The sequence below is a fragment of the Streptomyces sp. NPDC058697 genome (assembly GCF_042715345.1).
Lineage (GTDB): Bacteria > Actinomycetota > Actinomycetes > Streptomycetales > Streptomycetaceae > Streptomyces > Streptomyces liliifuscus.
This window is the reverse complement of record NZ_JBHXSU010000010.1, coordinates 177,872-190,373: the sequence shown is the minus strand read 5'-3', so window position 1 is coordinate 190,373 and position 12,502 is coordinate 177,872. Positions and strand designations below refer to the sequence as shown.

Here is a 12,502-nt window from a genome sequence, read left to right as displayed (position 1 = left end):
ACGAAAGCGATGCGATGAGCCACCGCCCCATCATCTCCGGGTTCCACCCCGACCCCTCCGTCTGTCGGGTGGGCGAGGACTACTACCTCGTCAACTCGTCCTTCGAGTACCTCCCGGGCGTCCCCGTCCTCCACAGCCGGGACCTTCTGCACTGGGAGCAGATCGGAAACGTGCTCGACCGCGAGGACCAGCTGACCCTTGCCTCCGGGCGGGGCAGCGGGGGCATCTTCGCCCCGACCCTGCGCCACCACGGCGGACGGTTCTGGATGATCACGACGAACATCGCGGACGTCCGCAGGGGGCACCTCATCGTGTCCGCCGAGGACCCGGGCGGCCCGTGGAGCACTCCGGTGCACACGACCGGTGCGGTGGGCATCGATCCGGATCTCGCGTGGGACGCCGACGGCACCTGTCACCTCACCTGGGCGTCGGGGCAGCCGGAGACCCCGATCCTCCAGGCGGCGATCGATCCCGCCACCGGCGTACTACTGTCCGAGCCCAGGGCGTTGTGGAACGGCACCGGTCTGGCCCACCCGGAGGGCCCGCACCTCTATCGCCGGGGCTCCTGGTGGTATCTGCTCATCGCCGAGGGCGGCACCGAGCGGGGACACACCGTATCGGTGGCACGCTCGCGGTCCATCGACGGTCCCTTCGAGGGCCATCCGGCCAACCCGGTGCTCACCCACCGCAGTTCGAGCCACCCGGTCCAGAACACCGGGCACGCGGACCTCGTCGAGCTTCCCTCTGGGGAGTGGGCGGCGGTCCACCTGGGCGTGCGGCCACGCGGAACCACCCCCGGGTTCCACGTCAACGGACGCGAGACGTTCCTCACCGCCGTCCGCTGGGAGGACGACTGGCCGGTGTTCGACGAGGGGCACCACAAGGTGCCGGAGTCCGACAGCGGCTTCCACGAGGACTTCACCGCGCCCGCCCTGCACCCGCGCTGGATCTCTCCCGGCGTCCATCCCGCGCGGTTCGCCGCCCTGGCCGAGGGCGGCGGTGTGGCACTCACAGCGGCCCGATCGGCGTCCGAGGCCCGCCATCTGCTCGCGGTACGCACCAAGGACACCGCATGGGAGGCGAGCGCCGTCGTGGGCGGCGGCGACGTACGCCTGGTCCTGCGCCTCGACGACGCGCACTGGGCCTCCATCGAGAAGCTCGGGGTCTCACTCGTCGCCCGTGTGGTCATCGGCGGACTCGACCATGTGCTCGCGGACGTCCCGCGCCCCGGACATCCCACGATGACGCTGTGCGTCCGCGCCGTCGAGCCGGAGCCGGACTCCCCGTACGCGGGCGCGCCCGACCTGATCGAGCTCGGCCATCTGGACAACGGCGAGTTCTCGCGGCTGGCCCGGTTCGACGGGCGCTACTTCTCGACGGAGGTCGCCGGAGGCTTCACCGGCCGGGTCGTCGGCGTGGAGCCCCTGGTCGGTACGCGGGTGGTGCGGAGCTTCACCTACCGCCCGCTGACCGACGTACACCGGCCCTCGACCGACACCGACCGTTCTCCGACCGAGACCCACCGCTCTCCGGCCGACGCACCACTCTCTCCGACCGACACCGACCGACCGAGGTGACCATGATCGACCGGGAATCCCTGGTCCGCCGCCACGCCGTCGAGCTGACGGAGGCCGACGCGTCCTGCGCGCCGACCGTCGGCAACGGCGACTTCGCCTTCACCGCCGACATCACCGGCATGCAGACCTTCACGGCCTTCCACGACCAGGCCGCCGCCCACGCGGAACGTCGGCTCGCCGTGAACACCACCACGATGTCCTCCTGGGGCTGGCACTCGATGCCCAACCCCGACGGATTCGTGCTCGCGGACGCGATGACCGGCTACGCGACGGCCCGGGGGCCCGTGGAGTACCCGGACAAGTTCGACATGGCGGCCGCGTTCGGCGGTCAGGTCGCCGAGGAGTACCGCGCCGGAACCTGGCTCCACCTGAACCCGCAGCGGCTCGACCTGGGCCGTATCGGTCTCGTACTGCGGTCCGGCGCGGACGCGGAGCCGGAGAGCGATCCGGCGGCGCTGGGCAGTCCGCGCCAGCGGCTCGATCTGTGGTCGGGGGTGCTCACCAGTGTCTTCGAGTACGCGGGAGAGGAGGTACGGGTCACCACCGTCGCCGATCCGCATCACGCACGGGTCGCCTTCCGTATCGAGTCCGAGCTGCTCGCCCGTGGTCTGGCCGGCGTCGCCGTACGGTTCCCCTACGCCAGCGACGGCTTCTTCAACACCTCCGACTGGTCGGCCCCCGACCGGCACACCAGCACGAACGAGCCCCTGGGCGAAGGGGGTTGCCGTATCCACAGAGTGCTCGACGACACCGAGTACACGGTCCGTCTGGACTGGTCGCAGGGCACGCTCACCGCGACGGAAGATCCTCATGCGTTCGAACTGACCACCCATGGCGCCGTGTTGGAGGTCGTCGCCTCCTTCTCTCCCACTCCAGAGGCGGAGTTCGGGACTGCAGGCTTCCAAGCGATCACGGAGGCGGCGACGGCCTGGTGGCGCGGCTTCTGGACCTCGGGGGCGGCAGTCGACTTCGCGGGCAGTACCGATCCGCGGGCGGCGGAGCTGGAACGCCGGGTGGTCCTCTCCCAGTATCTGACGGCGGTGAACTGCGCGGGCAGCCAGCCGCCGCAGGAGACCGGGCTGATCACCAACTCCTGGCAGGGCAAGTTCCATCTGGAGATGCACTGGTGGCACGCCGCGCACTTCCCCGCCTGGGGACGCCCCGAACTGCTCGAACGCAGCCTCGACTGGTACCTGTCCGTCCTCGACACGGCCCGCGACACCGCACGACGACAGCGCTACGAGGGCGCCCGCTGGCCCAAACACGTCGGCCCGGACGGCCGGGAGAGCCCCAGTGACATCGGGGCACTGCTGATCTGGCAACAACCGCACCCGCTCTACCTGTTGGAGCTGCTGTACGGGGTGCTCGGTGTGCCGGAGCGCGAGCGGCTGGTCGCCCGGTTCACTGAACTCGTCGAGGAGACCGCGCTGTTCATGGCGTCCTTCGTCGAGCACCGGGACGACGGATACCACCTGCCCGCACCCCTCGTGCCCGCCCAGGAGTTCTATACCGCCGCGACCACCGAGGACCCCACCTTCGAACTCGCCTACTGGTGGTGGGGGTTGGAGATCGCCCAGCGCTGGCGCGAACGCCTCGGCCTGGCCCGGCACGAGCGGTGGCAGCGGATCCAGGACGGTCTGACCCCACCGCACCAGGACGGCGGACGGTACACGGCGATCGCGACGGAGCCCTATCTGCGCCGCGACGACCACCCCTCGCTGCTGTGCGCCCTGGGTGTCGTACCGGCCACCCCGCTGATCGACACCGCCACCATGGAGGCCACGCTGCTGGACGTCCTCGGCGACTGGAAGTGGGACTCCGCCTGGGGCTGGGACTTCCCCGTGATGGCGATGACCGCGACCCGGGTCGGGCGTCCCGACCTGGCGGTGGACGCGCTCCTCATGGACAGCCCGAAGAACCGGTATCTGCCCACCGGCCACTGCCCGCAGATGGGCAGCGTCCTGCCCCTCTACCTCCCCGCCAACGGCGGTCTGCTGTCGGCCGTGTCCCTGATGACCGCCGGCTGGGAGGGCGCCGACACCGACTGCCCCGGCTTCCCGGACGACGGGACCTGGTCCGTACGGCACGAGGGGTTCGCCGTGTGGCCCTGATGTCCTGCGGGCCTGATGCCTCGCTGCCCGGGAAACGGGTCCCGCGAGTCCGACCGAAGCAACCGTCACTCCCCTGTCCCCCTCACCCCCTTGTCACCGTCACCCCCCATATCGGAGAGCACCATGTCCATGCCCACCCTGTCCTCGGACCCCGAAGCCGTCTCGGGGCTCGTCTCCAAGCTGACGCTCGAACAGAAGATCGCGCAGCTGACCGGTTTCGGTGTGGCGGAGATCTTCGTCCGGTCGGTCGACGGTGCCGCGAAGGCGCCCACCCCTGACCCGAGCCTGATCTCCGCGCTGCGTCCGCACGGTGTGGGGCATCTGTCGATGGCGTGGTTCCTCGGCTACGACGCCGACAGTCTGCGCAAGGACCTCGCGAGCATCCAGGACGCCGTCCGGGAGACCTCGCCGTTCGGTATCGGGGCCCTGGTCCACAACGAGGGCATCAGCGGGTTCCTCCATGTGTCGGGCTCACAGTTCCCCACCGCCTGGGCGCAGGCCGCGACCTGGGACCCCGATCTGGTCGAACGGGCCGCGGCGGTGACGTCGGCGCACATGCGCGACTCCGGCGTCCAGCTGCTCTTCTCGCCGGTCATGGACATCAACCGGGACCCCCGGTGGGGCCGGGTGCACGAGACCTACGGCGAGGACCCCGAACTGGCGGCCCGTTTCTCGGTCTCGTTCGTCCGGGGCGTCCAGGGCGCCGACCAGGAGAACGGTGTCCTCGCCACCGGCAAGCACTTCCTGGGGTACGGCGCCTCGGAGGCCGGCCTCAACACCGCGATCACCCAGCTGGGCCGACGGGCGCTGGTCGACGAGTACGCCGAGCCGTTCCGTCGGGCGATCACCGAGGCGGGGCTGGAGGTCGTCATGAACTCCTACAACGAGATCGACGGCATCCCCGCCGCCGCCAACCACTGGCTGCTGACCGATCTCCTGCGCGGCCAGCTCGGCTTCGACGGGCTGGTCGTCAGCGACTACTCCGCCGTGGACCTCCTGCGGCTCGCCTACCGCACGGCCCGTACGGAGGGCGATGCCGCCCGGCAGGCACTCACCGCGGGCCTGGACGTCGAACTGCCCGGCAACGTGAACTTCTCGGCGCTCGTCGAGGAGGTCGAGAGCGGACGTCTCGACGAGAGCGTGGTCGACATGGCCGTCGCCAGGGTCCTGACGACGAAGGCCCGCGTCGGACTGATCCCCGCCCTCGGCCCCGCGCGGACCTCCGCCCGGCGGCAGGCGGACGCCCAACTCACCGACGTACGACCGCCGTTGTCCACGCCCGCCCTCCCGGACCCCGAGGAGGCCGCCGGGATCCGCCGGTCGATCGCGGAACGCGGTCTGGTGCTGCTCGCGAACGACGGGATCCTGCCGCTGACGCCCGGCGCGCGCCGTGTCGTCCTCGTCGGGCCGGCGGCGGACGAGCTGCGGATCCACTTCGCCGCGTACACCTCGGTCGCCGCCGGAGAGATGCCGATCGGGATGCGGGCCGTCCGGGAGGGCAAGGTCGCGGGCGTGGATCCGGCGACCTTCGTGTTCACCGACATCTTCCAGACCCGGATCGCGGACCTCGACCCCGTCTTCGAAGAGCAGGCTCGGAAGATCCATCCCGACGCGCCCACCGTCCTCGACGCCCTGCGGGGGTTCGACCCGACGGTCGAGTTCGTGACCCTCGGCCGGTTCGCCACCGATTCCGGCGAGGCCCTGGACCCGGCGGTGGTACGCCAGGCCGTCGAGCACGCGGATCTGGTCGTCGCCGCGGTCGGCGAACGTACGGGCTGGGTGGGCGCCAACACCGCGGGCGAGGGCCAGTCGACCGCCGCGCCGGCCCTGCCCGGAGACCAGGAGGAACTTCTCGCGCTCCTCGCCGCGACCGGAAAGCCGCTGGTGACCGTCGTCGTCTCGGGCCGCCCCCTGCTGCTCGAACCGGTGGCCCGGGTGTCCAACGCCGTTCTGCTCGCGCCGCTCCTGGGCGAGGAGGCCGGCCCGGCCATCGCCTCGGCGCTCTTCGGGACGGTCAACCCGAGCGGCAAGCTGCCGAGCACGTTCCCCCGGCATCTCGGGCAGCTGCCCATTTACCACGGCCACCACCACGGCAGCGGCTACGGCCACCCGACCGGAACCCGCCACGGCTACGGGGACCTCGAACAGCAGGGCCCGCTGTACGCGTTCGGCCACGGCCTGTCCTACACGTCCTTCTCCGTCGAACTCGACCTCGACGAAGAGGAGGGGCCTGCGGTGGAGGTTGTCGGCGGAACCATCCGGGCCCGCCTCCGCGTGGCGAACACCGGCGAGGCCGACGGCGAGACGGTGGTGCAGCTGTACGCACGGGACGAGGCCGCGTCCGTCGTCCGCCCCGTCCGGCAGCTGATCCAGTTCGAGCGGATCGCCCTGGCCGCAGGCGAAAGCCGCCGGGTCCTCCTGGAGGCTCCGGTCGAACGCCTCCACTACACGCTGCCCGACGGCCACCGAGGCATCGAGGCCGGTGACGTCACCGTGCTCGCCGGGTTCAGCAGCGACGACCTCCGGTGCGAGGCGACGGTCACCGTCGACGCCTCCTTCTGACAACCTCCCCTCCAGCGCGAAGGACCCAAACGATGACCCGACTCGCACCCGGCTTCCTCTGGGGCGCGGCGACCGCGCCGCACCAGGTGGAGGGCAACAACGTCAACAGCGACTGGTGGCAGCGCGAACTGCGCACCCCCGGTATGGAACGCAGCGGCGACGCCGCCGACAGCTACCACCGCTACCCGGAGGACATGCGGCTGCTCGCCGAAGCAGGGCTCACCAGCTACCGGTTCGGCATCGAGTGGGCTCGCGTCGAGCCGGACGAGGGCCATATCTCCCGCGCCGCGCTCGCCCACTACCGGCGCATGATCGACACCGCCGTCGAGCTCGGCCTCACCCCGGTCGTCACCCTGCACCACTTCACCGGCCCCCGCTGGTTCGCCGAGGACGGAGGCTGGCTGGGCCCGAAGGCCGTCGAGCGCTTCGAGAACTATGTCCAGGCCGTCACCGGCATCCTCGGCGGCGTCGAGTGGGTCTGCACCATCAACGAGCCGAACATGCTGGCCGTCATGGTGTGGATGAGCGACCCGGAGCGGTCGGCCGCGGCACGCAAGCTGCTCACTCCGACCGTCGTGGACGGTCTGTACCCGGTCATACCGGACCCGGAACCCGAGGTCGGGCTGCGGCTGGCCGAGGCGCACCACGCCGCCCGCGCGATCCTGAAGCGCGAGACGGACGCCAAGGTCGGCTGGACGGTCGCCAACCACGCCCTCACCCCGACCCCCGGCAACGAGGCCAAGCTGCGCGAGGTGCGGTACATCAAGGAGGACCTCTATCTGGAGGCGGCCCGCGGCGACGACTTCATCGGGGTGCAGTCGTACACGAGCCAGCCCGTCGACGAGAACGGCCTCGTCCCGCACCCGGAGGCCCCGGACAACACCCTCACCGGCTACGCCTACCGCCCCGACGCGATCGGCATCGCGATCCGCCACACCTGGGAGGTGACCGGCGGCATACCGATCCTGATCACCGAGAACGGCATCGCCACCGCCGACGACGACCAGCGCATCGCCTATACGTCCGAGGCGCTGCGGCACCTGTTCGCGGCCGTCGACGACGGCATCGACGTACGCGGCTATCTCCACTGGAGCGCCCTCGACAACTTCGAGTGGGGCCACTGGAAGCCGACGTTCGGCCTCATCGCCTTCGACCGCGAGACCTTCGAGCGCAGGCCCAAGCCGAGCCTGGCCTGGCTGGGCGAGGTCGCCCTCCACGGCCACCTCTGACCGACACGGACCGTGAGTGCCGAGGCCAGCCTGACCGGCCTCGGCACTCACTCATGCCGTTCGGCTGTCGCCCTGACGGCAGGTCGTGGACGCTCACGCCCGCCGTCTCACGTGGACGAACGCTCCACCAGCCTCGGGCTGATCGCCTCGGCGGTGTACCTGGGCTCGCGGCCGGTGAGTCCGGCCACGATCACCTCGGCCCGACGCCGGCTCAGCTCGTGCAGCTCGAACGAGACGGTGGTCAGCGGCGGGGCCGCAAGACGGGCGGTGGGAATGTCGTCGACCCCGACGACGGCAAGATCGGCGGGGGCGGCGAGACCGTGTTCGCGCATGCCCGCCAGGACAGCGATGGCCGTGTCGTCGTTGAAGGCGCACACCCCGGTGACGGACCCCGCCGTCCACTCGGTCACCGCCCGGGCCGCGGCGGCGACCTCCAGGTTCGTACTCGCCACGACGGGCGGGTCGATCCCCGCCTCGGCGCAGGCGGCGCTCACGCCGTCCAGACGGTCCTCGGCCATCGCGCGCAGTCCGCGGTTGTCGGGCATCGCGTAGCCGATACGCCGGTGGCCTCGGCCGATCAGGCACTCCGCCTGCATACGGCCGATCGACCGCATCGCGTGAGCGTCGTCCAGCTGGGACGGGAACACGAACTCGGCGCCCGCGCTGTACAGCGCCCGGACAGTCTCGGGGTCGAACGACTCGAACCCGACCACCGCCGAGGCGTTGACGATCGCGCACACGTCCGGCAACGGCCGCCCGTGCGCCCCCGACAGATGGGTGACCAGCGTCAGACCGTGCTCCACCAGCGCGGCGGCCAGCTCCTCGATGAACCGGCTGGTCCCGGCACCGATGGGCATGTCCGGAACGGAGAGCAGCACGATCTGGCTGCGACCGGCAGCGAGCGCACGCGCGGAATAGTGCGGGTGGTACTCGAGACTCCGGGCCGCTTCCAGGACGCGGCGCCTGGTCTCCTCCGGGATCGTCTGGCCGGGTTTGTCGTTGAGGACGAAACTCACGGTGGTCCGGGACACACCGGCGACGCGGGCGACGTCTGCACTGGTGGCGCGCTTGGCGGGTCGGTCCATGGCCCTCTCGCAGATGGTGCCGGTCGACTTGACGTTGCACCATGGTACGGCGGCCCTGACGCGCGTTAGCAGCGACCTCCGCCACAGTCCGGGCAACCACCGATCGCGAGTGCGGCGAAGGCCTCGTCCAAGAGGTCGACGAGGTCCAGGTGGCCTTCGGACGCGGTCCAGTGGTCGAGGGCGGTGTTCAGGCACTCCAGTGCGGCGCCGGCCTTGACGGACAGGGCCAGGGGCGAGCGCGAAGGGCCGGGCGGGCCATTGCGCTCGGTGAGGGCCGGGGCCAGGGAGACCCGCCAGGTGTTCTGCTTCTCCCTCTGGCGTGCACACAGGGCCGGAGTGCCGGTGACCAGCCGGGTCGCGGCGAGTGCCGTAACGGGGGCCTGGCGGTAGGGGTCGGTCACCGTGTCCAGCGCGCGCCGCAGTGCCGTCCAGTCGTCCTCGTCGGCGGGGCGGGCGCGCAGGGCGTCGGCGACCTGGGTGCCCTGGGTGTCGACGGCACCGAGGACGGCGTCCTCCTTGGTGCCGAAGTACCGCAGGAACGTACTCCTGGACACCCCCGCCGCCGCGGCCAGGTCGTTGACGGTGACGTTGTCGAAGCCGTCGCGGCGGAACAGGTCGAAGGCCACCTGGGCCAGCTCGGCCCTTACGGCGGCCCGCGCGATGTCCCGCGTGGACGTACGCGCTTCTCCCTCCACCTCGTCCCCCTCTGCGTCAGTGGTTCATTGCTCAGCCGTTCCTGGTGAGCACCGCGGTGCGTCGGGACCAGGTGCCCTCGACGGCCGCGCCGAGCAGGAACGCGGCGACGTCGGCCCGGGAGATCCTGGGCACGCCGGGCAGGCGGTCGAGCTTCGCCAGGTCGACGGCCCGGACACCCGAGGCCGACTTGTTGGTCAGCAGCCCCGGGTAGGCGATCGTCCAGTCCAGGTCGGAGTCGGTGAGGATCCGCTCGCCGGCGGCCTTGTCCGCGAAGGTCGTCCGGCCGCCCTTGTACATGAGCCGGAGCATCCCGGAGCCCTTGGCCAGGGACTCGCCGACGCCGAACGCCGACATGATCACCACCCGCTTGACGCCACTGGCCTCGGCCGCCCGGACGAGCGCGCGGGTGCTGTCGGTGATCAGGTCCGCGGGGTTCCTGGCCCTGCCGATCCCGAGGGTGCTCACCACCGCGTCCACCCCGCACATGGCGTCGGCCAGCGCATCGGCGTCGCGGACGTCCCCGGGGAACGTGGTCACCCGCGCGCGGGGCGTGAGTTTGGCCGGGTCGCGGACGAAGGCGACCACTTCGTGTCCGGCAGCGGTGGCCACGTCCATGAACAGGCCACCGGTGGCGCCGGAGGCGCCCAGGAGGAGGAATCTCATCGCGGTCGGTCCCTTCAGAAGCCCCGAAGGGCTCTCGTTGCCGGTTCACATCATCCGTGAAACACGATACCCACTCTGACACTCAGTATCAAATAAGAACCTTGAGCTCGATACCGAGATTCTGGGCATAGGCCAGGATTAGATGTCATGACGATCGTGTTCCGGGTCCCCGCCAGTGGGGCGGAGCGGGTGGCCTTCGCCTACTCGCCGGCGATGGAAGCCGTACTGAGCCTTCATGTGCTGGTGGAGCCCCGGCACCACCCCGTCCAGCACGGCTGGGTGCGGGCGATGCGCAGGCTGTCCCCCGCGCTGAAGCGGGAGATCGACGTGTTCGCGTACGCCGTGCGCTCGTACTTCCCCGAGTTCCTCTTCCCCCGGCCCACCGGCGGGCTCCCGGACTTCGCGGACGAGCTGGCCGAGCTGCGTACGGCGGATCCGGACCTGGTCCGCCTTGAGTTCGCGGTCCCGTTGCTCAAGCCCTGGCCGGGCGGCGGCGAGGGCCGGGATCCACGGGTGCTGGACAGCCCGGAGGTACGCGGCCGACTGCGTGAACTGGCGCTGCGGGAGAGCGGCGACGAGGCGCTGGCCGCGATGCTCGTGGACGACCCGCGCGCGCTGATGGAGCGGTTCCTCGGCCTGCTGGAGCGCTACTGGCGGGAGGCGTTCGAGGAGGAATGGGCCCGGATCGAGCCCGATCTCGCCGCCGGGGTCAGCGAGGCCGGGCACCAGATCGAGCAGCGCGGTCTGTACGGCATGCTCCGGGGCCTGTGGCCGGAGGTGCGCAGCGATCCCCGTACCGAGCGCTTCTGGCTGGAGCGGCCGCACGACCACGAGGTCGTCGTCGGCCCGGACGACAGGCTCGTCCTCGCCCCCAGCACCTACGCCTGGCCGCACGTACGCGTCAACTGCGACGGCCCCTGGCCCCTCGGCCTCGTCTTCCCCCTCTCCTCCATCGCCCGGGAGGCCCGCCCGAGGATTCCGCCCGCCCGACTCGTCGGCATCCTGCGGGCACTCGCCGACGACACCCGGCTGCGCACCCTACGGCTGATCGCCGAACGCCCGCGCAGCACCCAGGAGTTGGCACCCCTGGTCGGGGTGAGCGAGGCGGCCCTGTCCAAGCACCTGCGGGTGCTGGCGGACGCCGGGCTGCTGGAGCGCCGTCGCGAGGGCTATTACGTCCTCTACCGGCTCGTGCCCGGGCAGTTGGCGGGCCTCGGTCCCGGCCTGGAGAGCTTCCTGCACGGCGACGACAACAGTGGCTGACACCAGCGATTAGCTGTCTGCCTAATAAGTGGATCGCGGGTGGGAGCGGGTCCGACAGTGGCGGCATGTCACTGCTGAGGGACCGCGACTTCCTGCTCCTGTTCGCCGGTCAGGGCGTCTCCCGCTTCGGCGACGGCCTGTACACCGCCTCGACCGCCTGGCTGGCCTGGTCACTGACGAAGGACCCGGCCGCCGTGGCGCTGGTGAGCGTCTCCGCGTTCGCGCCGGCGTTCCTGGCCACCTTCGTCGTCGCCTCCTACGCCGACCGCCACGACCGCCGGAAGCTGATGATCGCCAGCGATCTGGCCCGCCTCGCCGTGGTCGCGGGAGCCGTGGTCCTGCTGTCCCTCGGACTGCTGAACCTGCCCCTGCTGGTGGCGACGACCGCGCTGCTCGCCCTGATCGGCGCCCCGTTCGCGCCCGCCCGCAACGCCATCGTCACGCAGATCGTCCCGGCCGACCTCCTCCAGCAGGCCAACGGGCTGCTGCAAGTGGCGTTCCGGGCCGCCTTCTTCGTCGGCCCGTTGGCGCTCGCGCCCTTGCTGGCCCACGGCTCGCTCGAACTGGTGCTGGTGCTCAACGGGCTGACGTTCGTGGTCTCGGCGGGCGCGGTGGCGGCCATCCGTACGGGACGCCCGGCGTCGACCGTCGCCCGGACGGGGCTGTGGTCCGACCTCGGGGCCGGTCTGAAGGCCGTACGTGCCGCTCCCGACGTATTGGTCGTCATCGTCACGTTCGTGCTCGCGCTCACCCTGGCCAATGGCTTCCTGACGGTCGGTCTGGTCGCCGTCGTGGGCCAGGGCGGTCAGTACGGCCTGCTGCTGGGCATCTCCGGAGTGGCCGAGGTGATCGGGGCGCTGCTGCTGGCCCGACTCCCCATCCGCAGGCTCGCCCTGGCGGCGGTGCTGGCCTGGGCCGTGCTCGGCGTCTTCCGTGCCCCGCTGGGAGTGGTCACCTCCACCACCGTGGCCGCCGTCCTCCTGGCCGCCACCGGTCTGGCCTCGGCGCTCACCGACATCCCGCTGATCGCCCTCGTGCAGCGGCGCGTGCCGGACCATCACCTGGCCAAGGCGCTGGGCCTGTGGGAGGCCGGGATCGCCGGCGCGCTGTCGGTCTCCCCTTTCGTGGCCTCGACCGCCATCAAGCTCGCCGGGGCCAGGAACGCTTTCCTGCTCTCCGGCGCCGCACTCGTCGCACTGGCCGCGACAGCCGCCGCTGTTCTCGCCCGCGTCGACACAAGGCAGCCGGGGCAGCCCGCGAATGGCACCGAGGAGGCGGGACAGAAGGCGGTCGCCCAGAGCCCCGCCCCGCAGTAG

General features: G+C 71.1%; 9 protein-coding genes. 6 read left to right on the top strand and 3 right to left on the bottom strand.

The genetic code is table 11. The annotated features are described in order from the left end of the window. Positions 1-14 precede the first annotated feature (14 nt). From ACFWXQ_RS24500 to ACFWXQ_RS24485, 4 genes are all read left to right on the top strand, one after another. Entirely contained in the window at positions 15-1,577 is a 1,563-nt protein-coding gene (locus ACFWXQ_RS24500) for a family 43 glycosylhydrolase (RefSeq protein ID WP_386269134.1), read from the top strand. A 2-nt stretch (positions 1,578-1,579) separates the two neighbouring features. Then, on the top strand, positions 1,580-3,688 hold the full coding sequence (locus ACFWXQ_RS24495; RefSeq protein ID WP_386269132.1) for a hypothetical protein: 2,109 nt from the start codon (positions 1,580-1,582) through the stop codon (positions 3,686-3,688). 123 nt (positions 3,689-3,811) lie between these two features. Beyond that, positions 3,812-6,250 carry a glycoside hydrolase family 3 N-terminal domain-containing protein gene (locus ACFWXQ_RS24490; protein ID WP_383955828.1) on the top strand — a complete coding sequence of 813 codons (2,439 nt, stop codon included), beginning with the start codon at positions 3,812-3,814 and terminating at the stop codon, positions 6,248-6,250. A 32-nt stretch (positions 6,251-6,282) separates the two neighbouring features. After that, entirely contained in the window at positions 6,283-7,479 is a 1,197-nt protein-coding gene (locus ACFWXQ_RS24485) for a glycoside hydrolase family 1 protein (RefSeq protein WP_383955831.1), read from the top strand. Between the two features lie 107 nt (positions 7,480-7,586). Here the strand turns inward: ACFWXQ_RS24485 and ACFWXQ_RS24480 are convergent, their stop codons facing one another. The 3 genes from ACFWXQ_RS24480 to ACFWXQ_RS24470 form a co-directional block, all read right to left on the bottom strand. Beyond that, the gene (locus ACFWXQ_RS24480; protein ID WP_383955834.1) at positions 7,587-8,564 is read right to left on the bottom strand and encodes a LacI family DNA-binding transcriptional regulator; all 978 of its coding nucleotides are present in this window, start codon (positions 8,562-8,564) and stop codon (positions 7,587-7,589) included. A 65-nt stretch (positions 8,565-8,629) separates the two neighbouring features. Beyond that, on the bottom strand, positions 8,630-9,259 hold the full coding sequence (locus ACFWXQ_RS24475) for a TetR family transcriptional regulator (RefSeq protein WP_383955837.1): 630 nt from the start codon (positions 9,257-9,259) through the stop codon (positions 8,630-8,632). Between the two features lie 31 nt (positions 9,260-9,290). Further along, a complete protein-coding gene (locus tag ACFWXQ_RS24470; protein WP_386269128.1) occupies positions 9,291-9,923 on the bottom strand; it encodes an NAD(P)-dependent oxidoreductase in 633 nt (210 codons plus the stop codon). Positions 9,924-10,070: 147 nt separating this feature from the next. On the opposite strand from ACFWXQ_RS24470, the gene ACFWXQ_RS24465 reads away from it, so the two are divergent. Both ACFWXQ_RS24465 and ACFWXQ_RS24460 read left to right on the top strand, forming a co-directional pair. Then, a complete protein-coding gene (locus ACFWXQ_RS24465) occupies positions 10,071-11,186 on the top strand; it encodes a DUF5937 family protein (protein ID WP_383956990.1) in 1,116 nt (371 codons plus the stop codon). 65 nt (positions 11,187-11,251) lie between these two features. After that, a complete protein-coding gene (locus ACFWXQ_RS24460) occupies positions 11,252-12,502 on the top strand; it encodes an MFS transporter (RefSeq protein WP_383956993.1) in 1,251 nt (416 codons plus the stop codon).

Excerpts from the sequence above, each read along its gene's own strand:
- ACFWXQ_RS24500 (WP_386269134.1), top strand. The coding sequence starts at position 15 with ATGAGCCACCGCCCCATCATCTCCGGGTTCCACCCCGACCCCTCCGTC.
- ACFWXQ_RS24495 (WP_386269132.1), top strand. The coding sequence starts at position 1,580 with ATGATCGACCGGGAATCCCTGGTCCGCCGCCACGCCGTCGAGCTGACG.
- ACFWXQ_RS24490 (WP_383955828.1), top strand. The coding sequence starts at position 3,812 with ATGTCCATGCCCACCCTGTCCTCGGACCCCGAAGCCGTCTCGGGGCTC.
- ACFWXQ_RS24485 (WP_383955831.1), top strand. The coding sequence starts at position 6,283 with ATGACCCGACTCGCACCCGGCTTCCTCTGGGGCGCGGCGACCGCGCCG.
- ACFWXQ_RS24480 (WP_383955834.1), bottom strand. The coding sequence starts at position 8,564 with ATGGACCGACCCGCCAAGCGCGCCACCAGTGCAGACGTCGCCCGCGTC.
- ACFWXQ_RS24470 (WP_386269128.1), bottom strand. The coding sequence starts at position 9,923 with ATGAGATTCCTCCTCCTGGGCGCCTCCGGCGCCACCGGTGGCCTGTTC.
- ACFWXQ_RS24465 (WP_383956990.1), top strand. The coding sequence starts at position 10,071 with ATGACGATCGTGTTCCGGGTCCCCGCCAGTGGGGCGGAGCGGGTGGCC.
- ACFWXQ_RS24460 (WP_383956993.1), top strand. The coding sequence starts at position 11,252 with ATGTCACTGCTGAGGGACCGCGACTTCCTGCTCCTGTTCGCCGGTCAG.